This is a genomic window from Nonomuraea sp. GTA35 (genome assembly GCF_041950525.1).
Taxonomy (GTDB): Bacteria; Actinomycetota; Actinomycetes; order Streptosporangiales; family Streptosporangiaceae; genus Nonomuraea.
In genome coordinates this window covers 905,391-930,643 of sequence record NZ_JBGNUV010000003.1, presented here as the reverse complement: position 1 = coordinate 930,643, position 25,253 = coordinate 905,391, and the positions used below count along the sequence as shown (strand labels likewise).

17 protein-coding genes are annotated in these 25,253 nt (G+C 71.3%); 9 read left to right on the top strand and 8 right to left on the bottom strand.

Going from position 1 to position 25,253, the window contains the following annotated elements; genetic code table 11:
* Positions 1 to 123 precede the first annotated feature (123 nt).
* The 3 genes from ACBJ32_RS17765 to ACBJ32_RS17755 are packed head-to-tail and all read left to right on the top strand — an operon-like array spanning position 124 to position 3,839.
* Positions 124 to 1,671, top strand: a complete 1,548-nt coding sequence (locus tag ACBJ32_RS17765) for a GMC family oxidoreductase (RefSeq protein ID WP_375127660.1) — start codon at positions 124 to 126, stop codon at positions 1,669 to 1,671.
* A 31-nt stretch (positions 1,672 to 1,702) separates the two neighbouring features.
* Positions 1,703 to 2,956 carry a cytochrome P450 gene (locus tag ACBJ32_RS17760; RefSeq protein WP_375127659.1) on the top strand — a complete coding sequence of 418 codons (1,254 nt, stop codon included), beginning with the start codon at positions 1,703 to 1,705 and terminating at the stop codon, positions 2,954 to 2,956.
* Between the two features lie 43 nt (positions 2,957 to 2,999).
* Positions 3,000 to 3,839 carry an alpha/beta fold hydrolase gene (locus ACBJ32_RS17755; protein ID WP_375127658.1) on the top strand — a complete coding sequence of 280 codons (840 nt, stop codon included), beginning with the start codon at positions 3,000 to 3,002 and terminating at the stop codon, positions 3,837 to 3,839.
* A 51-nt stretch (positions 3,840 to 3,890) separates the two neighbouring features.
* Here the strand turns inward: ACBJ32_RS17755 and ACBJ32_RS17750 are convergent, their stop codons facing one another.
* On the bottom strand, positions 3,891 to 4,994 hold the full coding sequence (locus ACBJ32_RS17750; protein ID WP_375127657.1) for a TRM11 family SAM-dependent methyltransferase: 1,104 nt from the start codon (positions 4,992 to 4,994) through the stop codon (positions 3,891 to 3,893).
* Between the two features lie 228 nt (positions 4,995 to 5,222).
* On the opposite strand from ACBJ32_RS17750, the gene ACBJ32_RS17745 reads away from it, so the two are divergent.
* On the top strand, positions 5,223 to 6,464 hold the full coding sequence (locus tag ACBJ32_RS17745) for a cytochrome P450 (protein WP_375127656.1): 1,242 nt from the start codon (positions 5,223 to 5,225) through the stop codon (positions 6,462 to 6,464).
* A 9-nt stretch (positions 6,465 to 6,473) separates the two neighbouring features.
* Here the strand turns inward: ACBJ32_RS17745 and ACBJ32_RS17740 are convergent, their stop codons facing one another.
* On the bottom strand, positions 6,474 to 8,369 hold the full coding sequence (locus ACBJ32_RS17740) for a hypothetical protein (RefSeq protein ID WP_375127655.1): 1,896 nt from the start codon (positions 8,367 to 8,369) through the stop codon (positions 6,474 to 6,476).
* A 438-nt stretch (positions 8,370 to 8,807) separates the two neighbouring features.
* On the opposite strand from ACBJ32_RS17740, the gene leuS reads away from it, so the two are divergent.
* A complete protein-coding gene (leuS, locus tag ACBJ32_RS17735; protein ID WP_375127654.1) occupies positions 8,808 to 11,288 on the top strand; it encodes a leucine--tRNA ligase in 2,481 nt (826 codons plus the stop codon).
* Here the strand turns inward: leuS and ACBJ32_RS17730 are convergent, their stop codons facing one another.
* Entirely contained in the window at positions 11,289 to 12,257 is a 969-nt protein-coding gene (locus ACBJ32_RS17730) for a TIGR03557 family F420-dependent LLM class oxidoreductase (RefSeq protein WP_375127653.1), read from the bottom strand. It lies immediately after the preceding gene.
* Between the two features lie 49 nt (positions 12,258 to 12,306).
* The gene (locus ACBJ32_RS17725; RefSeq protein WP_375127652.1) at positions 12,307 to 12,735 is read right to left on the bottom strand and encodes a hypothetical protein; all 429 of its coding nucleotides are present in this window, start codon (positions 12,733 to 12,735) and stop codon (positions 12,307 to 12,309) included.
* 115 nt (positions 12,736 to 12,850) lie between these two features.
* Between ACBJ32_RS17725 and ACBJ32_RS17720 the strand changes: the two genes are divergently transcribed.
* Positions 12,851 to 16,009, top strand: a complete 3,159-nt coding sequence (locus tag ACBJ32_RS17720; protein WP_375127651.1) for a PDZ domain-containing protein — start codon at positions 12,851 to 12,853, stop codon at positions 16,007 to 16,009.
* Here the strand turns inward: ACBJ32_RS17720 and ACBJ32_RS17715 are convergent.
* Complete coding sequence (locus tag ACBJ32_RS17715; RefSeq protein WP_375127650.1) at positions 15,990 to 17,018, bottom strand: MalY/PatB family protein; 1,029 nt, start codon at positions 17,016 to 17,018, stop codon at positions 15,990 to 15,992. The two genes, ACBJ32_RS17720 and ACBJ32_RS17715, sit on opposite strands and share 20 nt — an antisense overlap.
* A 140-nt stretch (positions 17,019 to 17,158) precedes the next feature.
* Here ACBJ32_RS17715 and ACBJ32_RS17710 point away from each other — a divergent pair, with 140 nt between their 5' ends.
* The 3 genes from ACBJ32_RS17710 to ACBJ32_RS17700 all read left to right on the top strand — a co-directional run bounded on the left by ACBJ32_RS17710 (position 17,159) and on the right by ACBJ32_RS17700 (position 20,886).
* Entirely contained in the window at positions 17,159 to 18,001 is an 843-nt protein-coding gene (locus tag ACBJ32_RS17710; RefSeq protein ID WP_375127649.1) for an aminoglycoside adenylyltransferase domain-containing protein, read from the top strand.
* A gap of 96 nt (positions 18,002 to 18,097) precedes the next feature.
* Positions 18,098 to 19,426: a glycoside hydrolase family 43 protein gene (locus tag ACBJ32_RS17705; RefSeq protein WP_375127648.1), complete on the top strand. Its 1,329-nt coding sequence runs from the start codon at positions 18,098 to 18,100 to the stop codon at positions 19,424 to 19,426.
* 8 nt (positions 19,427 to 19,434) lie between these two features.
* On the top strand, positions 19,435 to 20,886 hold the full coding sequence (locus tag ACBJ32_RS17700; RefSeq protein ID WP_375127647.1) for a family 43 glycosylhydrolase: 1,452 nt from the start codon (positions 19,435 to 19,437) through the stop codon (positions 20,884 to 20,886).
* A 4-nt stretch (positions 20,887 to 20,890) separates the two neighbouring features.
* Here ACBJ32_RS17700 and ACBJ32_RS17695 read toward each other — a convergent pair whose 3' ends face one another.
* From ACBJ32_RS17695 to lexA, 3 genes are all read right to left on the bottom strand, one after another.
* Positions 20,891 to 21,493 carry a cysteine hydrolase family protein gene (locus ACBJ32_RS17695; RefSeq protein ID WP_375127646.1) on the bottom strand — a complete coding sequence of 201 codons (603 nt, stop codon included), beginning with the start codon at positions 21,491 to 21,493 and terminating at the stop codon, positions 20,891 to 20,893.
* Between the two features lie 388 nt (positions 21,494 to 21,881).
* Positions 21,882 to 22,856 carry a GlxA family transcriptional regulator gene (locus ACBJ32_RS17690; RefSeq protein ID WP_375127645.1) on the bottom strand — a complete coding sequence of 325 codons (975 nt, stop codon included), beginning with the start codon at positions 22,854 to 22,856 and terminating at the stop codon, positions 21,882 to 21,884.
* 719 nt (positions 22,857 to 23,575) lie between these two features.
* Positions 23,576 to 24,283, bottom strand: coding sequence for a transcriptional repressor LexA (lexA, locus tag ACBJ32_RS17685; RefSeq protein ID WP_357867471.1), 708 nt, complete (start codon positions 24,281 to 24,283; stop codon positions 23,576 to 23,578).
* Positions 24,284 to 25,253 lie beyond the last annotated feature (970 nt).

Genomic DNA, 25,253 nt, shown 5'->3' with positions numbered 1-25,253 from the left:
GGCGCCATCTTCGCAGGACCTGCATACCGACTGGTAGGTAACTCAGGTCACAAGTGCATATGGACGCGCCGGGCCCGCGTGAAGTAAGCAAGTAGGAAGTTATTTACCCCTTGGAGGGGTGTCATGGAGTTCGACTATGTGATCGTCGGGGCGGGCTCGGCCGGCTGCGTGCTGGCCAGCAGGTTGTCGGAGGACCCCGGCATATCGGTGGCGCTGGTCGAGGCGGGCGGGAAGGACGACAAGCTCGAGATCCGCATGCCGGCCGGCTTCGCCAAGCTGTTCAAGACCGAGTACGACTGGGCCTACCAGACGGCCAAACAGAGCGAGATGTCCGGCCGCGAGCTCTACTGGCCCCGTGGCCGGGTGCTGGGCGGCTCGTCCTCGCTCAACGCCCAGATGTGGGTACGCGGCTGCCAGCAGGACTACGACCAGTGGGGCGTGCCCGGCTGGGCCTACGACGACGTGCTGCCCTACTTCACCAAGGCCGAGCGCCGCATCGGCAGCAACCAGGGCGGCGTCTACGGCACCGGCGGCCCCCTCTACATCTCCGAGCTGCGCAGCCCCAACGTCACCACCGGCGTCTTCCTGAAGGCGTGCGAGGAGCTGGGCTACACCCGCCTGACCGAGCTGAACGGCCGCAGCAACGAGGGATACTGCCCCACTCCCGTCACCCAGAACCGGGGCAGGAGGTGGAGCTCCGCCGACGCGTACCTGCGCCCGGCCCTGTCCCGGCCCAACCTGCACGTGATCACGAACACCACCGTGGACAGGGTGACGTTCGACGGCCGGCGCGCGACGGGCATCGAGCACAGCGGCGGCGCCCCGATCAAGGCCAGGCTGGAGGTCATCCTGGCGGCGGGCACGATCGGCTCGCCGTACCTGCTGCTGCGCTCCGGCGTGGGCGCGCCCGACGAGCTGCGCGACGCCGGGGTGCCGATCGTGCACGAGCTGCCCGAGGTCGGCAAGAACCTGCAGGACCACCTGTCGAGCGGCGTGTTCGTCGAGTGCAAGCAGCCGGTGACGCTGACCAAGGCCGAGTCGCTGGTGAACCTGCTGCGCTACATCGTGCTGCGCTCCGGCATGCTCACCACGAACGTGGGGGAGGCCGTGGCGTTCATCAAGACCTCGCCGGAGGAGCCCGCGCCCGACATCGAGCTGATCTTCGCGCCGGTGCCGTTCGTGGACCACGGGCTGACGCCGCCGACCGGCCACGGGCTCACCGTCGGGGTCGTGCTGCTGCAGCCGGAGAGCCGCGGCAGGATCGGGCTGAGCGGCAGGGACGTGGTGATCGACCCCGGCTACCTGACGGCGGAGGCGGACGTCAAGCGCATGGTCGAGGGGCTGAAGGCGGCCAAGCACGTGTTCGCCACGACCGCGATGAAGCCGTACGCGGGCGGGCCGATGGCGCCGTACTGGGGGCCGGAGAGCGACGAGGAGCTGGCCCAGTGGGTACGCGAGCGCGGCGAGACGCTCTACCACCCCGTCGGAAGCTGCCGCATGGGCACCGACGAGGGCTCGGTCGTGGACCCGGAGCTGCGCGTGCGCGGCGTCGAAGGGCTCAGGGTGGCCGACGCGTCGATCATGCCGACGCTGAACCGCGGCCACACCCACGCCCCCGCCATCATGATCGGCGAGAAGGGGGCCGACCTGGTCAGGGCGAGCAAGGCTTGACGTAAGTGGTCACTTGCGTAGTCTCGACGGTATGACTCTGCCGGCGGACCTCGACCTGTCGCAGATCCCGTTCTGGGGGCGGCCGCAGGCCGAGCGCATGGAGGCCTTCCGCAAGCTGCGCGAGCTGGAGCACCCGGTGTTCGTGCCGGAGCAGGCGGTGCCGTTCATCGGTGGCGGCCCCGGCTACCACGCCCTGGTGCGCCACGCCGACGTGACCGAGGCCAGCAGGAACGCGGCCGTGTTCAGCAGCGAGCCGTGCTCCAACAGCATCCCCGACATGCCGCGGTGGCTGAGCGTGTACTTCGGCTCCATGATCAACATGGATGATCCGCGGCACGCGCGGTTGCGGCGCATCGTGTCGCGGGCGTTCACGCCGCGCATCCTGTCGAAGATGGAGGAGGACCTGGCGCGGGCCGCCGCCGAGATCGTGGACCGGGCGATCGAGGAGGGGCCCGGCGACTTCGTCCCCCAGGTGGCCGCCAAGCTCCCCGTACGGGTCATCTGCGACATGATGGGCATCCCCGCGAAATTTCATGGCATGGTGCTGCGGCGGACGAACGTCATCCTCGGCAACGCCGACCCCGAGTACACCGGCCTCTCGCCCGATTTCAGCCGCGCCAACGTCGCCCGCGGCCTGGTCAGGCTGCTGCACGCCGGCTACTCGCTCAACCGGCTGGCCGCCCGCCTCGGCGACGAGCGGCGCAGGCGGCCCACGGGCGACCTGGTCAGCCTGCTGGTCAACGGGGAGGAGCGGCTCACCTCCCAGCAGCTCGGCTCGTTCTTCATCCTGCTGGTGGTGGCGGGCAGCGAGACCACGCGCAACGCGATCGCGTACGGGCTCAAGCTCCTCACCGACCACCCCGAGCAGCGCGAGCTGCTGCTGGCGGACTACGACGGGCGCATCGCCGGGGCCTGCGACGAGATCGTCCGCTACGCCACGCCGGTGATCCAGTTCCGCCGCACGCTGACGCGGGACCACGAGCTGAACGGCACGACGTACCGGAAGGGCGACAAGGTGCTGCTCTTCTACAACTCGGCCAACCGCGACGAGTCGGTCTTCCGCGACCCCGACACCTTCGACATCACCCGCGATCCCAACCCGCACGTCGGCTTCGGCGGCCCCGGGCCGCACCACTGCCTGGGCGCGCACCTGGCCCGCAGGGAGATGACCGTGATGTTCCGCGAGCTGTTCACCCGGCTGCCGGAGGTCAGGGCGGTGGGGGAGCCCGACTTCCTGCTGTCCAACTTCATCAACGGCGTCAAGCATCTGAGGTGGGCGTTCTGAGATGTCCGGTGACGGAAGATCCGGCGTGCTAGGTTTCGCAGTCATGGAGATCAGGACTATCCACGCCAATGGGGTGGAGTTCGCGTATCTATCGTTGGGGGAGGGGCCGCTGGCGCTGTGCCTGCACGGCTTCCCCGACACCGCGCACACCTGGCGGCACCTGATGCCCGCGCTGGCCGAGCGCGGCTACCGCGCGGTCGCGCCCTTCCTGCGCGGCTACGCGCCCACCGAGGTCCCCGCCGACGGCGCCTACGAGGAAGCCGCGCTGGTCGCCGACGTGCGCGCGCTGCACGAGGAGCTCGGCGGCGGGGACGACGCCGTCGTCATCGGGCACGACTGGGGCGCCTTCCCCGCCTACGTCACCGCCGGGCGCTTCCGGCGGGCCGTCACGCTCGCCGTGCCGCCGCCCGGCTCGCTGGCGGGCTCCTTCCTCGACTACGAGCAGCTCAAGCGCTCGTTCTACATCTTCCTGTTCCAGACCCCGCTGGCCGAGACGGCCGCCGCCATGCCCGGCTTCCTCGACAACCTCTGGCGCGACTGGTCGCCCGGCTACGACGCGAGCGAGGACCTGGAGTTCGTCCGGCGCAGCCTCGGCGACCCCGCGAACCTGAGCGCGGCCATCGGCTACTACCGCGCCATGCTCGGCACCACGCCGCCCTCCGGCCGCTACCCGGCCGTCGAGGGCGGGGTCACGGGCCCCGTGCTCTACCTGCACGGGGCGCAGGACGGGTGCCTCGGCGCCGACCTGGCCAAGGGCGCGCTGGAGCACCTGCCCGAGGGATCGCGGGCCGAGCAGGTGGCGGGCGCCGGGCACTTCCTCCACCTGGAACGGCCCGCCGAGGTCAACCGGCTCATCCTGGACTGGCTCGGCCCGGCCTCCTGATCAGCCCAGGCTCCTGATCAGCCCAGGCTCCTGATCAGCGGGGTCTCTTGATCAGCGGGGCCTCAGCACGGCGATCAGCGGGTGCTGCCCCGACAGGCTCACCTCGACCGCCTCCTCCACCGTGAACCCGGGCGGGATCCCGTCGTGCACGAGCGCCACGGCCAGCCCGTCCGGAGCCAGGACCCGCCGCACCTCCCGCCACAGCGGGGCCAGGCCGCGGGAGAGCAGGCCCGCGGGAGGCACCTGGCGTCCCCACGGCGGGTTCACCAGCACCCGGTCCGCGCAACCGTCACCCACCGGGATCCGCCCGCCGTCGGCCACCGCCCACGCGACCGGCATCCCAGCGGCCCCTGCGCCCGCGCCACCCGCGGCCTCCGCCCCGGACGCGCCGGGCGCGCCGAGTGCGGTGAGGGCGGCGGCGCGGGCGTTGACGGTGGCGGCCGTCACGGCGGCGGGGTCGTGGTCGAAGCCCAGGAACCGCACCCCCGCAGGGCCCGCGCCCTCGCCCGCCAGCGCGCGGGCCTCGATCAGGGTGGTGCCCGCGCCGCAGCAGGGGTCGAGCACCGTGCCGCCCCCGTCGAGCCGGGCGAGCTGCGCCATGGCGGCGGCCACGGGCGGATGCAGCGTGCCCCGGATCGAGGCCGTCTTGTACGCCCGCCGGTGCAACGGCCGCGCCGCCACCCGTACCGCGATGACCGCCTGATCGTCCTCGATCGTGACCCGCCACGACCTCGCGCCCGCCGGTGGCCGCCGGCCGTCACGCCTGGAGTGGTACGGCACCCGCAACGGCCGCGCCAGCTCGGCCCCCACCGCGTCCTCGATCTCGAACCTGGTGTAGTTGCGCCGCCCCACGAACGACGCCGACACCTCCACCCCGCTCCCGGGGGCGCCCATCAGCCGGGGGTCCACCTCGCGCGCCGCCCGCGCCAGCCGGAGCAGCGCGGAGCGGCCTGAGCCGATCCCGTCCACGACGGCCGCGGCCAGCAGCACGTCGTCGGCCGTACGCAGCCCGAGCAGGTCGGCCTCAGGCCGGGCCTCGAACCACACCTCGCGGTGGCGCACCCCGCGCACCACGCCCGTGCGTGAACGCCGGATCTCCATGGCCACCAGGGGCTCGATGCCACGCACGGCCCTGGCCACGGCAAAGGTATGCAACTGTCTTTCTCCCACGTCGCGACCCGGGACGGCGGTCGCTCAGCCGTCCCGCATCGCCGGCGGTGGGTCGTCCGCGACCCGCCGGCGGATCGCTAACGTCGGAAGAAGAACATGGGGCCGAGCCTAGGACCTCCGGCGCACCCCGGGCCACAGATTTTTTCGCGCCACGTACGTACGGTGTACGTCCAACCCATTGACGTAAGTGGCCGCTTTTCGAATGATGGCCTCATGAGCGTCCTGGACTTCGATCTGTCGGACCGCGACTTCTGGGCCAAGCCCATGAGCGAGCGCGAGGAGGCGTTCGAGCGGCTGCGCTCGCTCGACGCCCCGGCCTTCTTCGAGGAATCGGAGATGACCTACATGCCCAAGGGGCCGGGCTACTACGCGCTGGTCAAGCACGCCGACATCCTCGAGGCCAGCCGCAACCCCGAGGTGTTCTCCTCGGGCGACGGCGGTGCGACGAACATCCCCGACATGCCCGCGGAGTTCGCCGAGTACTTCGGCTCCATGATCAACATGGACGACCCGCGCCACGCCCGGCTGCGCAGGATCGTCTCCCGCGCCTTCACCCCCAAGATGATCAAACAGTTCGAGTCGGACGTGGAGGCGGCGGCCGTCGGCATCGTCGACGACCTCCTCGCCAAGGGCCCCGGCTGCGACTTCGTGACCGAGGTGGCCGCGCGGCTGCCCCTGAAGATCATCTGCGACATGATGGGCATCCCGGAGCGCGACTACCAGTTCGTCTTCGACCGCTCCAACATCATCCTGGGCGGCTTCGACCCCGAGTACACCGGCGACGACCTCACCCAGCTCGCCGAGCGCCTGCTCAACGCGGGCATGGAGCTGCAGCAGCTCGTCCAGGACCTGGCCGCCCACCGCGCCGACAACCCGACGGGCGACCTCACCTCCTCGCTGGTCAACGCCAACCTCGACGGCGAGCGGCTGACCATGCAGGAGCTCGGCTCGTTCTTCATCCTGCTGGTCGTGGCGGGCAACGAGACCACGCGCAACGCCATCTCGTACGGCATGCGCCTGCTCACCAAGAACCCCGACCAGCGCGCGCTGTGGCTGGAGGACGTCGACGGCCGCGCGCCCGGGGCCGTCGAGGAGATCGTCCGGCTTGCCTCCCCGGTGAACTTCATGCGCCGCAAGGCCACCAGGGACTTCGAGATGAACGGGCACCTCTACCGCAAGGGCCAGAAGGTCGTGCTGTTCTACTGGGCCGCCAACAGGGACGCGGCCGTGTTCGACGACCCGCTGCGCTTCGACATCACCCGCCACCCCAACCCGCACGTCGGCTACGGCGGCCCCGGCCCGCACTTCTGCCTGGGAGCCCATCTGGCCCGGCGGGAGATCACGGTGATGTTCCGCGAGCTGCTGCGGCGGGTCCCGCGGATCGAGGTCGGCAAGCCCGATCGGCTGCACTCCAGCTTCATCAACGGGATCAAGCACATGGAGTGCGCCTTCTAGCTCCCCCTGCTACTGGGTGGTCAGGCGGATCTGGTTCATCACCGTGCGGACGTCGGGCAGGAGCTGCTTGCTCTCCGACGGGATCGAGATGTAGACGATGGCCGGGACCTCGGCGCCGGTGTTGACGGCCATGGTCACGATCGTGGCCTTCTCGGTGTCCGACGTCAGCGAGTACGCGATCAGCCGTCCCGTCTGGTCGCCCACCTTGATCGGCTGCTGGGCGATCTTGCGGACCTTGTTGCCGTCGGGGAAGAAGCTGCGCCGGGCGCTCAGCACGACCTGCTTGATCACCGGCTCCAGGTTGTCCGCCTCGTAGTAGGAGGACAGCCGGGGCGACAGCGGCCCCGACATGACGGTCGCGTACCGCTCGGGCGCCACCTGCACGTACTGGCGGGTGTTGAAGCCGTACGTGCCCTTCACCGTGGCACGCTGGTCGAGCTGCCAGGTGCCGCCGAGGCGCGGGACCGAGATCCGGGCTTCGGCGTCGGGCACCCGGCCGATGACGGGCGAGGCCTTGCCGGTGTACTTCGGCAGCGGCCCGATCGAGGTCGAGGCCTTGGTGGCGGTCGCCTTGGGCGGGGACGAGGCGGACTGCTCGGCGGCGAGGCTCGCGCTGGACGGCGCGTCGTCGCCCGCCAGCGGGCCCCACAGGAACGCCCACAGCAGCGCGGCCACCAGCGCGACCGCCACGGAGCCGCCGAGCGCGTAGATCCAGATGGGCTTGCCCGGCTCCTCGTCCTCCAGTCCGTCCTGGTCGCCCATGGACTGGTAGTTGTCGCCGAAGACGGTGTTCCAGAGCTCCTGCTGGCGCTCGGGCGGCGGGGTGCGGGAGCCGCTGATCTGGCCGGCCGTGACGAACCTGTTCTCCGGGTCGGACGGGTCGCGGCTCAGGTTGGAGCCCGGGCGGCCGGGGTGGTCCTCGGCGGAGGGCGGGCCCTGAGGCGTGCCGGGGGGCGTGCCGGCAGGTCCGCCGGGGGGCGTGCCGAGGGGGGTGTCGGTGTGAGGCTGAGCAGAGTCCATGGGGGTGGAGGGCACCGCGCGATCGTTCAGGAGGTTCTGGGTGTGCTGGGCGTAGGTGACCGTACGCTCGTCCGCCGGGTGGGCGGCGGGCGGCGGGGGGCCGGCGTTGTTGTAGACCGCGGTGCGCTCGGCTCCCGGCTCGGCGGGTGCCGCACGGTCGGCCGGAGGCCACGGGGCGGGACTGGACAGGTTGGACCAGGCGTCGGCGGACGGCGTGGGCGGCTGCGCCCACGCGGGAACCGGGTCGGCGGGCCGGCCGGGCGGTGGCGAGCCGGGCCCCGGCGCGCCCGGTGCCTGCGCGGAGGGGGGCGGGGCGCCCTTCGACGACACCTCGGGCCAGGCGGCGGGGCCCGCTGTGCTCTGCGGCGGCGGCCCGTCCTGCCAGGCGGCGCGCACGTCGGGCGAGGAGGCGTTCTCCGGCCAGGAGGTCCGCACGTTCGGCGACGACGCGTTGTCCGGCCACGGGTTCCGTACGTCGGGCGAGGAGGTGTTCTCGGGCCACGACATGCGCACGTCGGGGGAGGAGGCGTTGTCGGGCCAGGACGTGGGCGCGGCGGCGTCGGGCCGGCCAGGCCCCTGCCGGGGCGGCTCGGGCCAGGAGGCGCCCTGCGACGGCCCGGGGGGAGCCTGGTGGGAAGGGCCGGGACCGGGGCGGGAGGCGCCCGGCGGTTCTGGCCAGGACGGGTCCTTGCGCGGCGGCTCCGGCCAGGACGGCTCGGGGTGGGCCGGCCGCGGGGTCTCCGGCCAGGAGGTGGGGACCTCGGCGGCGGGCGCGCTGGGCCAGGAGGTGGGAACCTCGGAGGGGGACTCGCTCCAGCCGGCCTCACGGCGTGGTGGCTCCGGCCAGGAGGATGGCAGATGAGGTCCGGAATTCTCCGTTGCCATGGCTGCCGACCCTCCCGAGGTTGTGTCCGGATGTCCCGTTATATCCGGATTTGACGTCTCACGCATGATCTCATGGGATTTTCCAGGAGATGCAGGTGGTTCCGCAGCGAAACGAGGGAAGCCATGCGGATCGGTGGGCGGATCCTGCAACGGCAGGTCACCCTCCGGTCGAACAGGCTCAGCTGGGTATACCACGGCGACAAGGCTATTCTTCTGGGACGAATGAGGTCACAACGGATACATCACCATCAGGTCTCGCCGGACCTGAAGGGTCCATTCTGCCTTCGGAGCTCGATCCATAGCCTGCATTCAGCCGAAGAGGTGCGCTAGGCTTGACACATGCGTTCCGCGACCCTGCTTCTTAGCGGGCCGCGACGGCCCTAGAAGATCTCTGCCGTCGCGGCTCCACCCCTCGTTGTGTGCACGAGGGGTTTTCTTATGGGTCCGCATCAAGCCAGAAGGACAGTAGCCGTGAGTGAGTACGATCCGCAGGCGCTGCAGGCCAAGTGGCAGCAGCGATGGGAGGAGCAAGAGACCTTCCGGGCCGGCGAGGACCCGGCAGACCAGCGCGAGCGCCGCTACATGCTCGACATGTTCCCCTACCCTTCCGGCGACCTGCACATGGGCCACGGTGAGGTGTTCGCCCTGGGCGACGTCATCGCGCGCTACTGGATGCAGAAGGGTTACAACGTCCTGCACCCGATCGGCTGGGACTCCTTCGGCCTGCCCGCGGAGAACGCCGCGATCAAGCGCAACGCCCACCCCGCCGAGTGGACCTACGCCAACATCGAGACGCAGGCCACCTCGTTCCGGCGCTACGGGATCTCCTTCGACTGGTCGCGCCGCCTGCACACCAGCGACCCCGACTACTTCCGCTGGAACCAGTGGCTGTTCAACCGCTTCTTCGAGCGCGGCCTGGCCTACCGCAAGGGCGGCCTGGTCAACTGGTGCCCCAACGACCAGACCGTGCTGGCCAACGAGCAGGTCGTGGCCGGCAAGTGCGAGCGCTGCGGCGCCGACGTCATCCGCCGCGAGCTGACGCAGTGGTACTTCAAGATCACTGACTACGCGCAGCGCCTGCTGGACGACATGGAGCAGCTGACCGGCTGGCCCGAGCGGCTGCTGACCATGCAGCGCAACTGGATCGGCCGCTCCGAGGGCGCCGACGTGCTGTTCGAGATCGAGGGCCGCGAGGAGCCGGTCCACGTCTACACCACGCGCCCCGACACGCTGTACGGCGCCACGTTCTTCGTCGTCGCCGCCGACGCCGCGCTGGCCGAGGAGATCGTCACCGACGAGCAGCGCCCGGCGTTCGAGGCCTACCGCGCCGAGGTCGCCAAGCTGAGCGACATCGAGCGGCTGGCCACCGACAAGGAGAAGACCGGCGTCTTCCTGGGCCGCCACGCGATCAACCCGGTCAACGGCGAGCGCATCCCGGTCTGGGCGGCCGACTACGTGCTGTCCGACTACGGCCACGGCGCCATCATGGCCGTGCCCGCGCACGACCAGCGCGACCTGGACTTCGCGCGCAGGTTCGACCTGCCGGTGAAGGTCGTCGTGCACACCGGCCTGGCCGACCCGGGCGAGACCGGCGAGGCCACGCCGGGCGAGGGCACGCTGGTCAACTCCGGCCCGCTGGACGGCCTGACCAAGGCCGAGGCCATCGCCAAGATCATCGAGATCCTGGAGCAGCAGGGCAGGGGCACCGGCGCGGTCAACTTCCGGCTGCGCGACTGGCTGCTGTCCCGCCAGCGTTACTGGGGCACGCCGATCCCGATCATCCACTGCCCCGACTGCGGCGAGGTGCCCGTCCCCGACGACCAGCTGCCGGTCACGCTGCCCGACCTGCGCGGCGAGGCGCTGGCGCCCAAGGGCGTGTCGCCGCTGGCCAGCGCCACCGACTGGGTCAACGTCGAGTGCCCGAAGTGCGCCGGCCCCGCCAAGCGCGACACCGACACGATGGACACCTTCGTCGACTCCTCGTGGTACTTCCTGCGCTACTGCTCGCCGGGCTACACCGACGGCCCGTTCGACCCCGAGCAGGTGCGCAGGTGGGGCCCGATCGACCAGTACGTCGGCGGCATCGAGCACGCGGTGCTGCACCTGCTGTACTCGCGCTTCTTCACCAAGGTCCTGCACGACATGGGCATGGTGGACTTCACTGAGCCGTTCCTGCGCATGCTGAACCAGGGCCAGGTGATCAACGGCGGCAAGGCCATGTCGAAGTCCCTGGGCAACGGCGTGGACCTGGGCCGGCAGATCGACGACTTCGGCGTCGACGCCGTCCGCCTGACCATGGTGTTCGCCGGGCCGCCCGAGGACGACATCGACTGGGCCGACGTCTCGCCGGCCGCCTCGCAGAAGTTCCTGGCCCGCGCGCTGCGCGTGATGTCGGAGGTGACCAGCGAGCCGGGGGCCGCGTTCGACGGCGGTGACGTCGAGCTGCGCAAGGTGACGCACCACACGATCGACGAGGTCACCAAGCTGGTCGAGTCGCAGCGCTTCAACGTGGCGGTGGCGCGCATGATGGAGCTGACCTCCGCCGCGCGCAAGGCCATCGACTCGGGCCCGGGCGCCGGCGACCCGGCGGTGCGCGAGGCCGCCGAGACGCTGGCGATCCTGCTGTCGCTGGTGGCGCCGTACACCGCCGAGGAGGGCTGGGAGCGGCTGGGCCGCACCGGGTCCGTCGCGTTCGCCGGATGGCCGGCGGCCGACCCCGCGCTGCTGGTGCAGGAGTCGGTCACATGCGTGGTGCAGGTGGCGGGCAAGGTGCGCGACCGCCTGGAGGTCTCGCCCGGCATCAGCGAGGACGAGCTGCGCGCGCTGGCGCTGGCCTCGGAGAAGATCGCCCCCTACGTGCAGGGCATGCCCCGCAAGGTGATCGTCAGGGCGCCGAAGCTGGTCAACATCGTCCCCTGATCACAGGGAGCGCAGGGCCGGCAGCAGCTCCTTCTCCGCCCAGTCGAAGAACGGCTGCTGCTGGTCGTGCCCGATCTGGACGAGCGCCACGTGCGTGTACCCGGCGTCGGCGAACTTCTTGACGCCCTGCACGACGGCGTCCACGTCGCTGCCGCACGGCACGCTCTGCGCCACGTCCTCGGGGCGGACCGTGCCGGCCGCGGCGGCGAAGTTCACCGGCCCCGGCAGCTCGGCCATGACCTTCCAGCCGCCGACGCTCGACCAGCGCCACAGCTTGTGCGCGCGCTGCTTGGCGGCCTCGGCGTCGGTGTCGTAGGCGAGGGCGAGCTGGCCGTACACCGGCCTGCCGGCGCCGCCCGCGGCGTTGAACTGCTGCACCACCTCGGGCATCGGGTCGTTGATGACCAGCACGTCGCCGTACTCCGCGGCCAGCTCGGCCGACTGGCCGCCGGAGGCGGCGATGCCGATGGGGACGGGCCGCTCGGGCAGGTCGTACAGCTTGGCCGAGTCCACGTCGAAGAACTCGCCCTGGTGGGTGACGTACTCGCCGCTGAAGAGCTTCCTGATGATCTGGACGGCCTCGGCGAACATCCGGTGCCTGGTGTCCACGGGCGGCCAGCCCTCGCCGATGACGTGCTCGTTGAGGTTCTCGCCCGCGCCCAGGCCCAGGGTGAACCTGCCCTGGCTCAGCACGCCCATCGTGGCCGCCTTCTGCGCCACCACCGCCGGGTGGTAGCGCATGATGGGGCAGGTCACGTACGTCATCAGCGGCAGCCGCTCGGTGACCTGCGCCGCGGCGCCGAGCACCGACCAGCAGTAGGGCGAGTGCCCCATCTCCTCCACCCAGGGGAAGTAGTGGTCGGAGATGACGGCGTAGTCGAAGCCGATCCGTTCGGCGGCGGCGGCGTAGTCGACCAGCTCGCGGGCCGGAGTCTGTTCGGACATCAAGGTGTAGCCGATTTGTACCATGCGCCCCGGCTACCCGACTATGCTCACATTAGCGGCCAAAGTCCGGAGATCAATGTTGGCGGCGATCGCGCAGCTCCTCGACCACCAGGCCGAGCCCGATGCCCAGCAGCCAGACGTCCTTCACCACGCCGATGCCCTGCTGGGACGGCCGCACGCTGCCCTCGTGGCGCATGCCCGGCGTCCGCAGGTACAGGCCGATCAGCCCCGCCGCGAAGCCGGTCAGCGCCGCCCCGGCCAGCAACGACGGCACGAACGGCACCAGCAGGGCCGCGCCGAGGGCGACCTCGCTCCTGGCCAGCAGCCGCGTGAAGAGTGCCGGGTCCATGCGGCGCAGGAAGGGGTAGGCGCCGGCCGCCATGCCGTGCGTGGAGGCGGCCCGCTGCTCGTCGGCCTCGATCAGGTCCAGGCCCGAGTTCAGGATGACGGCGGCGGCGGCCAGGCGGGGCGGGAGCTGGTGCGCGCGGGTGAAGATCTTCATGCTTCCTCACAGGGATCCGAAATCGGGCTTCAACCCTCCTTCCCCCACAAAACGGGCCGTCCACTGGGAGAGGAATTATTGAGCCGCTCTTGGTGCCGCGGTTTAGTGTTCAGGGGTGGCATATGGCGCATACCTGAGATACCCGCACCTGCACGGTGACCTGGTCACCTTCGTCGCCGACGACGACGTCTGGCTCGCTCCGCTGACCGGCGGCAGAGCCTGGCGGTTCACCGCCGACCGCGTGGCCGTGTCGCACCCGCGGTTCTCGCCCGACGGGGGCCGGATCGCATGGACCAGTACGAAGGAGGGCGCTCCCGAGGCGTTCACCGCCGAGCTCGACGGGCCGGAAGGCGAACGGCTGACCCACTGGGGCGACAACACCACCTCCGTCCGCGGGTGGACGCCCGGCGGCGACGTGCTCGCGATCACCGCCGCCGGGCAGAGCGCGGGCAACCGGCGCTGGGCGCACGCGGTGCCGCTCGACGGCGGGCCGGCCACGCGCCTGCCGTACGGCTGGGTCAGCGAGGCGGCCGTCAGCGAGGAGAAGGTCGCCACGGTGTCGGTGGTGTGGCGCGAGCCGTCGCAGTGGAAGCGGTACCGCGGCGGCACGGCGGCCAAGCTCTGGGTGGACGCCGAGGGGAACGGCGACTTCGCCAGGCTGTTCGCCGACAGCACGGCGCAGTACTGGTCGGTGAGCTGGGTCGGCGACCGGATCGTGTTCCTGTCCGACGCCGACGGCACGGGCAACGTCTACTCCGCCCTGCCCGACGGCTCCGACCTGCGCAAGCACAGCCCCCACGAGGAGTTCTACGCCCGCCACGCCACCGGCGACGGGCAGCGGGTGATCTACAGCCACGCCGGGGACCTGTGGCTGCTGGAGAGCCTGGACGCCGAGCCGTACCGGCTGGACGTGCGGCTCGGCGGGCCGCGGCCGGGGCGGGCCAGGCGGCCGGCACCCCTGCGGGCGGGCGCGTTCTCGCCGGACGCCACCGGGCGGGCCAGCGCGGTGGAGATCAGAGGCACCGCGCACTGGGTGACCCACCGCGACGGGCCCGCCGGCGTGCTGCGGGCCGAGCCCGGCGTGCGCGTCCGCCTGCCGCAGGCGCTCGACGCCGACGGCAGGGCCGTGTGGGTCTCCGACGCCGGCGGCGAGGACGGGCTGGAGATCGGCGCCCCCGGCGGCGAGGTCAGGACCCTGGCCTCCGGGCAGCTCGGCCGGGTGCTGGAGCTGGCCGCCGCGCCCGACGGCAAGCACGTGGCCGTGGCCACGCACGACGGGCGGCTGCTCGTCATCGACCTCGAGACCGACAACGTGCGGGAGCTGGACCGCACCGACCAGGGCGACGTGAGCGGGCTGGCGTTCTCGCCCGACTCCACGTGGCTGGCCTGGGCCCACCCGCACCACAGGCGCCTGACGCAGATCAAGATGGGGCGGGTGGACGGCACGTCGGTGATCGAGGTGACGCCGCCGCGGTTCGTGGACCACGACCCGGCCTTCACCAAGGACGGCAAACACCTGGCGTTCCTGTCGGTGCGCACGTTCGACCCCGTGTACGACGCGCACGTCTTCGACCTGTCGTTCCCCCACGGGTGCAAGCCGTACATCGTGCCGCTGAAGGCCGCCACGCCGTCGCCGTTCGACCCCTCGCTGCAGGGGCGCGGGTTCAACGGCGAGGACGACAAGCCGTCCAAGGACGACAAGAAGGACGACGCGCCGCCGCGCACCGAGGTCGACCCCGACGGGCTGGGCTCCCGCGTGGTGCCCGTGCCGGTGCCCGCCGGGAGCTACGGCAACCTGCGTACCGCCAAGGACGCGCTGCTCTGGCTGCGCTACCCCCTCAGCGGCGTGCTCGGCGACGGCAGCGAGCAGAGCTCCGAGACCGTGCTGGAGCGCTACGACCTCAAGAAGCGCGCCAAGTCCGAGCTGGGCAAGGAGATCCGCGCGTTCGAGGTCAGCGGCGACGGCTCCAGGCTCGTCACCAACGGCAAGAACGGCCTGCAGACCCGCGCCGCGAGCGAGGGCGACGAGGTCGTCACCATCGAGCTCGACCGGATCACCGTCCAGCTCGACCCGGTCGCCGAGTGGTTGCAGGGCTTCCGCGAGGCCGGCCGCCTCATGCGCGACCATTTCTGGCGCGAGGACATGAACGGCGTCGACTGGCAGGGCGTGCTCGACCGCTACGAGCCGCTGGTCTCGCGGATCGGCGCCCACTCCGAGCTGATCGACCTGCTCTGGGAGACGCAGGGCGAGCTGGGCACCTCCCACGCCTACGCCGTGCCCAACGGCTCCGGCGTCGACCCCAGGCGCCGCCAGGGGCTGCTCGGCGCCGACCTGGCCAGGGACGGCGACGGGGTCTGGCGGGTCGAGCGCATCCTGCCCGGCGAGTCGTCCGACCACGCCGCCCGCTCGCCGCTGCTCGCTCCCGGCGTCGCCATCCGCCCCGGCGACGCCATCCTCGCCGTCGGCGGCCGCCCGGTCGATCCGGTACGCGGGCCGCTCCCGCTGCTGGCCGGCACCGCGAACCAGCCCATCGAGCTGACCGTTCGGCACTCCTCCGGCGGCGACGTGCGCCGGGTCGTGGTCAGCCCGATCGCCGACGAGACCCAGCTGCGCTACCACGACTGGGTGGAGGACCGCCGCGCCTACGTCAGGCAGGCGTCAGGGGGCAGGCTGGGATACCTGCACGTGCCCGACATGGTGGCCTCCGGGTGGGCGCAGTTCCACCGCGACCTGCGTACCGAGATGGACTACGACGGGCTGGTCGTGGACGTGCGGGAGAACAGCGGCGGTCACCTGTCGGAGCTGGTGCTGGAGAAGCTGTCCCGCAAGGTCACCGGATGGGCCCGGGCGCGCTGGTACCAGCCGATGCGCTACCCCGACGACTCGCCGCGCGGGCCGGTGGTGACGGTCACGGACGAGTTCGCGGGCTCCGACGGCGACATCGTGAGCGCGGGCATCAAGAATCGCGGGATCGGGCCGCTGGTGGGGACGCGGACGTGGGGCGGGGTGATCGGCATCGACTCGCGGTACTCGCTCGTGGACGGCACCCGGGTCACCCAGCCCCGGTACTCGTTCTGGCTCGACGGGCCCGGGTGGGGCGTGGAGAACTACGGAGTCGATCCCGACATCGAGGTGGTGATCACTCCGCAGGACCGGGTGGCGGGCCGGGACCCGCAGCTCGACAAGGCCATCGAGCTCGCGCTGGCCGCGCTCGACGAGCGGCCGGCCGCCACGCCCCCCGACCTGCCGCCGCTCAGCCCGCCAGCCGGCTGAGTATCTCCGCGAGAATGGCCTCGGTGGTGGCGAAGTTGAGCCGGACGAAGCTCTCACCGCCGGGGCCGAAGGCCGCGCCGTCGTTCAGCCGCACCTTCGCCTCGCGCTCGAACACCTCCGCCATGCCCGGCCTGCCCACGTCCAGCCAGGCCAGGTACGTCGCCTCCGGGACCCGGTAGCCGAACGTGGCGGGCAGGCGGGAGGCGATCGTGCGACGGTTGCGGTCGAGCAGCGCCACCGTCTCCGCGAGCCAGTCGTCCCCGTGCCGCCAGGCCGCCACGGTCGCCTCCACGCCGAACACGCTGGGGGAGCCGTAGACGAAGGGCGGCTGCGCCTCCAGGGCCTTGCGCGCGCCCTCGTGGCCGAAGTGGGCCACCGAGCAGCGGATGCCGCCCAGGTTGAACGCCTTCGTCGCCGAGGTCAGCGTGACCGTGCGCGCGGGCAGGATCGTGGCGAAGGGGATGTGCCGGTGCGGCTCGTACACCAGGTCGGCGTGGATCTCGTCCGCGATGACCAGCAGGTCGTGCCGCTCGGCGTGCTCGGCCAGCTCGGTCAGCTCGCGTTCGGTGAACGCGCGGCCTGTGGGGTTGTGCGGGTTCACCAGCAGGAGCACCCGGCAACCCGACAGGTCGGGCACCTCGAAGCGCCACGTGTCGCCGTCCGGCTCCATCCGGATGGGGCGCAGCGGGCGCTCCATGACGCTCAGCGTGTCCAGGAACGGGTGGTACGCCGGGACGTGCACCGCCACCCCGTCGCCCGGCTTCGTCCAGAGCTGGAGGAGCACCTGGAGCGCCTGGTTGAGGTCGTTGAACGGACGCACCAGCCCCGGGTCGGCCTGCCAGCCGAACCTGCCCGCCATGCGCTCGGCGAACGCCTCGGCCAGCGGGCCGGCGCTCTGGTCCAGCAGCCAGACCGGGTAACCCAGGTCGCCGTCGGCCCGGCGGCGCAGCACCTCGGCGACCGCGGGGGCGGTGGGCAGGTCCATGTCGGCCACCCAGGCCGGGATCACCCCCGGCTCGACCGCCGCCCACTTGAGACCATCATGTGTGGATTTAAGGGTTAAGGGGGTATATGCGTCATTCACTCGGCCATTCTAGGATTCTGGATTGTGATGAGGCGGTGGCGCGGAGTATGGCAGGCTGGGCGGCCATGACGCCCCACCCGAAGATCGACGCGATCGTCGAGACGTACCTCACCTTGGCCGACGCGGAGGCTCCCGGGCTGGTGGAGGGGCTCTACCTGGAGGGCTCCGCGGCGCTCGGCGACTACCGGCCGGGCACCAGCGACGTCGACTTCGTCGCGGTGACGAGGCAGCCGCCGGCGGCCGGGGTGCTGGAGCGCATCCACACCAGGCTCGGCGCCCACCCCTTCGACGGCGTCTACCTCACCTGGGACGACCTCGGCCACGACCCGGCCGAGCTGGGGGAGCGCCCGCAGGCGCACGCCGGGCGGCTCGACCGGCGGGGCTCGGTCAACCCCGTCACCTGGCACACGCTGGCCCGCCACGGGCTGACCTGCCGCGGGCCCAAGCCGGAGGAGCTGAAGATCTGGAACGATCCCGGCGCCCTGGCCGCCTGGACCGATCGCAACCTCGACCTCTACTGGCGCCGCCTGGTGACCCGCGCCTCGCGCCCGTTCACCCCGTGGGGGCTGATCTGCCTCGGCGGGTACGGCACCGTGTGGATCGTCACCGGAGTCGCCCGGCTGCACTACACGCTCGCCACCGGCGAGATCACCTCCAAGTCGGGGGCGGCGCGGTACGCCCGCGAGGCCTTCCCCGAGCGCTGGCACCGCGTGGTGGACGAGGCGCTGCGGCTGCGCGAGGAGGACAGCGCGCTGCCGTCGGCGGGGAGCGTGATCGCGGGGCTCGGCGACCACTTCGGCACGCCGCGGCGCTCGCTGTACGGCTCGCCGTTCGAGCGCAGGCGCGACGTGCTCGGCTTCGCGGACCAGGCGATCTCCGCGGCGCACGCGCTGTACCGGGCGCGCTGATATTGACGGGGCCCCGCTGCCGGGGTACGAATGCGCTCACTGCCGCCCGTTCCGGCGCGGCGAGATGTTAACGCTAACATCGCGGAGGGCCGCTGGATGCGTACACGTTTCGTCGGGTTATGCCTGGTGCTGCTGGCCACCGTCCTGGTCCCGGCCCACGTCGCGCACGCCGCCGGGCCCGCGCCGCACTACCTGATGACGGCCTTCACCAACGCCAGCGAGTCCAACATGTACGTCTACGACTCCTTCAACGCCGGCACCTACAACCTCATCAGGGCCAACGCCTACCGGCCGCCGTCCGGGCTGATCCGCGACCCCAGCGTGATGCGGCACACCGACGGCTACTACTACCTCGTCCACACCACCAATTGGACCGGCGACACCATCGGCTTCGCCCGCAGCGCCGACACCGTGAGCTGGACGTTCCTGCGCAACGTGACCGTCGGCCTGAACGGCGCCACCGGCAGCACTTGGGCGCCCGAGTGGTTCAAGGACTCCGACGGCAGCGTGCACGTGATCTACTCCGCGTCCACGACGGGCACCGCCGGGCAGTTCAGGCCGTACCGGATCACCGCCACCAACAGCGCGCTGTCCGCGTGGAGCGCACCGGCCGCGCTGGGCATCCCGGCCAACTACATCGACAGCTTCGTGGTCAAGTCCGGCTCGACGTACCACAACTTCCTGAAGAACGAGACGACCAAGTACATCGAACACGCCACCGCCCCCTCGCTCACCGGGCCGTGGACGTTCACCGGCACGGGCAACTGGGCCGGCTGGGGCTCCGGCCTGGAGGGCCCGGCGCTGACGCGGCTGCCGGACGGCCGCTGGCGGCTCTACTTCGACAACTACACCGGCGGGCGCTACTACTACGCCGACAGCGCCAACCTGTCGTCGTTCGGGGCCAAGACCGAACTGCCCGGCCTGTCCGGGACGGCCAGGCACTTCACCGTGCTGCGCGAGGACGCCGGCGACACGACCGCCGTGCCCACCGGCAACCGGTCGCTGCGCTCGGCCAACTTCCCCGACCGGTACGTGCGCCACCGCGGCGGCCTGGCCTACCTCGACCCGCTCACGCCGTCCAGCGCGCTCGCCGACCGGCAGTCCGGCACGTTCACCGTCACGGCCGGGCTGGCCCACTCCGGCTGCTACTCGTTCCAGTCGGCCACGCAGCCCGGCTACTACCTGCGGCACTACAACATGCGGCTCGCCCTGCAACGTGACGACGGCTCGGCCATCTTCAAGGGCGACGCCACGTTCTGCGGGCGGGCCGGCCTGGCGGGCGGGGGCGCGTTGTCGTTCGAGTCCTACAACCTGCCCGGGCGTTACCTGCGGCACTACAACTACGAGCTGCGGCTGGACCTGTGGGCGTCCGGTTCGGTGTTCGCCTCCGACGCCTCCTTCACGGTCACGTCTCCGCTCGCGTAGGGAGGGACATGTCCAGAAATATCCCCCGCCGGGTCGTGCTCCTCGCCGTCCTGGCTAGCCTGCTCACCGTGACCGCCAACCTCCTGCCGACGGCCGCGCACGCGTCACCGGCGGTGCAGTACACCAACCCGCTGGCCGCCCAGCGCGCCGACCCGCACATCTTCCGCCACACCGACGGCTATTACTACTTCACCGCCACCGTCCCCGAGTACGACCGGATCGTGCTGCGCCGCGCCACCACCATCCAGGGCCTGGCCACCGCGCCGGAGAGCGTCATCTGGCGCAGGCACACCAGCGGCGAGATGGGCGCGCACATCTGGGCGCCGGAGATCCACTTCATCAACGGCAAGTGGTACGTGTACTTCGCCGCCGGCCGCGCCGACGACGTCTGGCGCATCCGCATGTACGTCCTGGAGAACGCCGCCGCCAACCCCCTGACCGGCGCCTGGACCGAACGCGGCCGGATCGCCACCCCCTGGGACACCTTCTCCCTCGACGCCACCACGTTCGTCGCGGGCGGCGTGCGTTACCTGCTGTGGGCCCAGCAGGAGCCAGGCATCGCGACCAACTCCAACCTGTACATCGCCCGGATGGGCGCCAACCCGTGGACGATCACCGGCGCCACGACCCGCCTGACCGTCCCGACGCTGGCCTGGGAGACGCGCGGGTACAAGGTCGCGGAAGGCCCCTCGGTGCTGCAGCGCAACGGCCGGCTCTTCCTGACGTACTCGGCCAGCGCCACGGACGCCAACTACTGCCTCGGCCTGCTGACCGCCTCCGCCACCGCCGACCCGCTCCAGGCGTCGTCCTGGACGAAGAGCCAGAGCCCGGTCTTCGCGAGCAACGCCGCGACCAGCCAGTACGGCCCCGGCCACAACTCCTTCACCACCTCCGAGGACGGGCAGAGCGACATCCTCGTCTACCACGACCGGTCCTACCGGGACATCTCCGGCGACCCGCTGAACGACCCGAACCGCCGTACGCGCGTCCAGAAGGTGTACTGGCGCGCGGACGGCACGCCCGACTTCGGCATCCCGGTCCCCGACGGGGTCACGCCGGTGCGCCTCATGTCGTACGACACGCCGGGTTCGGCGGTGCGGCACTGGAACTACCGGGCGCGCCTCGAAGCCGACGTGACCCCGCTGGCGGACTCCCAGTTCCGGCTCGTGACCGGGCTGTCGGGGAGCGGGACGGTGTCGCTGGAGTCGGCGAACTTCCCCGGCTACTACCTGCGGCATCGCAACCACGAGGCCTGGGTGGAGCAGCGGGACGGGTCCGCGCTGTTCTCCGCGGACGCCAGCTTCGTGCGGCGGAGCGGGCTCGCGGGGAGCGGGACCGTGTCGCTGGAGTCGGTGAACTTTCCCGGGTACTACCTGAGGCATCGAGCGGGGCAGGTGTGGGTGGAGCGGGATGACGGGTCGAGCGCGTTCCGGGGAAGCGCGAGCTTCGTCCTGGAGTGACCGGTCAGGCGGGAAGGTCTGTCGCGCGGGCGGCGACCAAGCCGAACAGGTCGCCGATCGTGGTCAGGGCGGCGGCGTGCAGGGAATCCGCCGGGACCGGCGTGCCGTCCGGGCCCGCCAGCGGCCGGGTCGCGCACGCCTCCGCCACCACCGTCGGGCGGTAGCCGAGGTTGAACGCGCCCTGGGCGGTGAACTGGACGCACATGTGGGTCATGAAGCCCGCCAGCACCAGGTCCGGCCCGGCGTCCAGGCGGCGCAGCGTCTTCAGCAGGTCCGTCTCGTGGAAGGAGTTCGGGAAGCCCTTGACGACGACCGGCTCACCGTCCCGGGGCGCGACACGCGGGTCGATCTGCCCGATCTCGGAGCGGATGTCGTACGGGGTGCCTTCGCCGCCGTCGTTCACCACGTGCACCACCGGTGTTCCGGCGGCGCGGGCGCGCTCCAGGAGGCGGGCGGCGGCGTCGAGGGCGCGGTCGGCGTCGGGGAGGGCCATGACGCCGGTGCGGTAGGTGTTCTGGAAGTCGATCAGGACCAGGGTGCTGGCGGACAGCGACGGCAGGGCGCCGTCCAGGCCGATCACTTCACGCAGAGTGGTCGAAACGGTCATCTCATCCTCCTTGGAGTAGTACGGGAACAGGACATGGTGGATCATCGGCCGTGGTCAGGCGTGAAGCCATCAACGGCCGTGGCGAACATGGCCACTACCGCCTGGCCCGGACGCAGGCGTTGCGGCAGCACGTCCGTCTGGCCCGGTTGGGCCGAGGCGTTGCAACGTTTCCTCGCCTTGGCCGCCGGGCGAAAGCGTTGCGGTCGCACCGCCGTCCGGCCCGGTCGGGCTGAGGCGCTGCGACGTGTCCTCGCCTTGGCCGGTCGGGCGGATGCATCGCGGAGGCAGATCCACCTGGGCCGGTGGGGCGGAGGTGTTCGGCCGCACCCCGCCGGCGCCCGGCCGAGGACAGGAAGAGGAAACCTCGGGGCGAGGGTGGTGGGTTGGGTCAGGCGGCGGTGCGGAAGCGTCGCCGGTAGGAGGAGGGGGTGGTGCCGAGGCGCCGTCGGAACGCCCGGTGCAGCGTCTCCGCCGAACCTAGGCCGCACGTGGCGGCGACCCGGTCGAGCGGCTCGTCGGTGCCCTCCAGCAGCCGGCGCGCCTCCTCCACCCGGGCCGACTCGACGTAGGCGGCCGGAGTGGACCCGGTCTCCTTGCGGAAGACCCGGGCGAAGTGCCGCTCGCTCAGGCACACGCGCTCGGCGAGCGCCGCCGCCGACAGGTCGGCGGTGAGGTTCGCGGTGATCCACACCCGCAGTTCGTCGAGGTCGCGGCGCTCGGTCGGCGCCTGCCAGAGCGGGACGCTGAACTGGCTCTGCCCGCCCTGCCGCTTGAGGTACATCACGAGCTGCCGGGCGACCGCCAGGGCGAGCTGTTCGCCGTGGTCCTCAGCCACCAGGGCGAGCGCCAGATCCATGCAGGAGCTGATGCCCGCGCCCGTCCACACCTTCCCGGACCGGATGTAGATCGGATCGGGGTCGACGGTGACGTCGGGGTGGTCGGCGGCCAGCCGGTCGGCGGTGGCCCAGTGCGTGGTGGCCGTCCGGCCCGCCAGCAGGCCCGCGGCGGCCAGCAGATGCGCCCCGACGCACACGGAGGCGACCCGGTGGGCGTGCGGGGCGGTGTCGGCGATCCAGCCGACCAGGTCCGGATCGATCACCGGTGCGCCGTCGCGGTCGACCGCGCCGGGCACCACCAGCGTGTCGACCCGGTCGGCGACCTGGTCGAAGGTCAGGTCGGTGGCGAGCCGTACCCCGGCGCTGGTGCGTACCTGGCCGCCGTCCGCCCCGGCCAGCAGCACCTGGTACGGCGTCCGGCCGGACATCTCCCGGTTCGCGACCGCGAAGACTTCCGCAGGACCGGTGACATCGAGCAGATCGACGTCGGGGAACACGGCGACGACGACACGGTGTGGAGCGGGCATGCCCATATTGTCGCAAAAATGCCTCTATGGCCGCTATGACGTGGTTCTGTCATATCCGGACACCGTTCGCGGGGCATCCGCGACCGGGACCAGGTGTCGCGACATGACGAAGGCCGCCCCGGCCACGGCAGGTGTGGGGCGGCGAGAGAACGATCCAGGAGTGGCAGTGCCAGGAACGTTCCAAAAATGCGCGGGTCTCGTGCCCGGACAACATCACCTGGCTGCCCGGCACGACTCAAGCCCCGGCGCGCAGCGCGGCACTGAGCGTGCCCAGCGCTCGGCGCCCTTGGCGTCGTGGCGGTGACGGCGTACCCGTGAGTGATGTTTCGGCGCGCGCCGGTTCGCGGCGCGGAAGGTCGGACGCGCGCCCGGGCCCTGACCCGCCTCGGCTGGGACGGAGACTCGTCTCCGCCGCAGGGCCGCGACCCACCTCGGCTGGAGACAGTGACCCGTCTCCCTCGCAGGGCCGTAACCCGCCTTGGCCGGACACAGCGGCCCGCCTTCGCTTCAGGCGGCTACCAACCCCTGGTCGGAGACTCGTCCCCCGGCACGGCCGTGACCCGCCTCGGCTGGAGACGGAGACCCGCCTTCGCTGCAAGACGTACCCCTCCCCGGTCGGAGACGGAGATCCGCCTTCGCTTCAGGCGGCTGCCAACCCTTGGCCGGAGACCTGTCCCCTCGCGGGGCCCGCCTCGGCCGGAGACGGTGACCCGCCCTGGCTAGAGGCGGCGCAGGACCGCTACGACCTTGCCAAGGACGCTGGCCTCGTCGCCGGGGATGGGCTCGTAGTTGGAGTTGTGGGGGACGAGCCACACGTGGCCGTCCTTGCGCTTGAAGGTCTTGACCGTGGCTTCGCCCTCGATCATCGCGGCCACGATGTCGCCGCTCTCCGCGACGGGCTGCTGGCGTACGACCACCCAGTCACCATCGGCGATGGCGGCTTCGATCATCGAGTCACCGGCGACCTGCAGGAGGAACAGCGTGCCCTCACCGACGAGCTGCTTGGGCAGGGCGAAGACGTCTTCGACGCTCTCCTCGGCGAGGATCGGCCCACCGGCGGCAATGCGGCCCACGAGAGGGACGTAGGCGGCCGTCGGGCGGTTGACCGTGGGCTCCTCGTCGGTGGCGTCGGGATCGACCCAGAGCACGGGCTCGCCCGGGAGGCGGACCTCCAGCGCGCGCGGCCGGTGCGGGTCGCGGCGCAGGTAACCCTTGCGCTGTAGCGCGGTGAGCTGGTGGGACACGCTGGACGTGCTGGTCAGCTGCACCGCCTCGCCGATCTCGCGCATGGACGGTGGATATCCGCGCTGCTGTACCGAGTCGCGGATCACTTCGAGGATCTTGCGCTGCCTGGGCGTCAAGCCCAGGGAGTCTCGCCGGCGCACCGCGAGGTCGCTGACCCCGTTTGCGTCATCCCGCTCGGTCATGCTCTTCCTCCTCGCCTGGCGGCCCGCCTAACCGGCGAACCTCCCGGTCCGTGGTCCTGATGTCGCACACAGCGACCGTATCGCTGTTGAAGATCATCTTCAAACAATTGTTCGAGTCTTCCTCGAAATTGTCGCCAGTGTGGTGTACAACATCGTACGGGAGTTCGATCGACATCGTGTTCGATTTGCTGATCTTTATTTGGCCTTTTCCTCGGGCCACACGGCGGGAGGTCATCCATGCGAACGCCCACAAATACGGACACGACCAGCGAAGACGTCAACCGGCTCACCCTGATCGCCGATGCCACGCGGAGTAGGGATCGACGGGCCGACAATACGCGGGTGGGGGCCGCTGTTCGAGGGAATTCCGGCAAGAGGCTGGGGTCCCGTTCGAGTGGTGGGGGAAGGTCCCATTTGCGGCTCGTCCCGTCGCCGCGTGCGGGCGACGACCCGGACACGACCGTCCCGCCGCCCCCGGGGAGGGGCAAGAAGCGGCAAGCGCGGGGTGGCGGCGATGACACCGTGGAAGGCCGGAGGCCCGGCGCGAAGGGCGGGGTGCGAGGGGCCGGAAGCGGAGGGAGCGGGAGCGGAGGGGGCAAAGATGAGAGCGGATCGGGAGAGGGGCCGGGGCGAGCCGTCGCCCTCGCGCGCGACGGTGATTCCGGCGAGCGGCGGGGCGGCCTCCTGGCTCGGCGCGGCGATGCCTCCATGCGGGAGCGCGCTGCCTCCGCTCGTCAGGGCGGCGTCTCCGCTCGCCTGAGTGGCGGCTCCTCGGCTCGTCAAGGCGGTTCCTCGGGTCCTCAAAGCGGTGCCTCTGCTCGTCAGGGCGGCGCCTCCGCCTCGAAGGGTGGTGCCTCTGCTCGCCGGGGCGGTGCCTCCGCTTGGGAGGGTGGTGCCTCGGGGCGGCGAAGTGTCGCGTTCCGGCGGCGTCGGGCGGCTTTGCGGCGGCGAGGCGTCTTCGGGCGGCGGC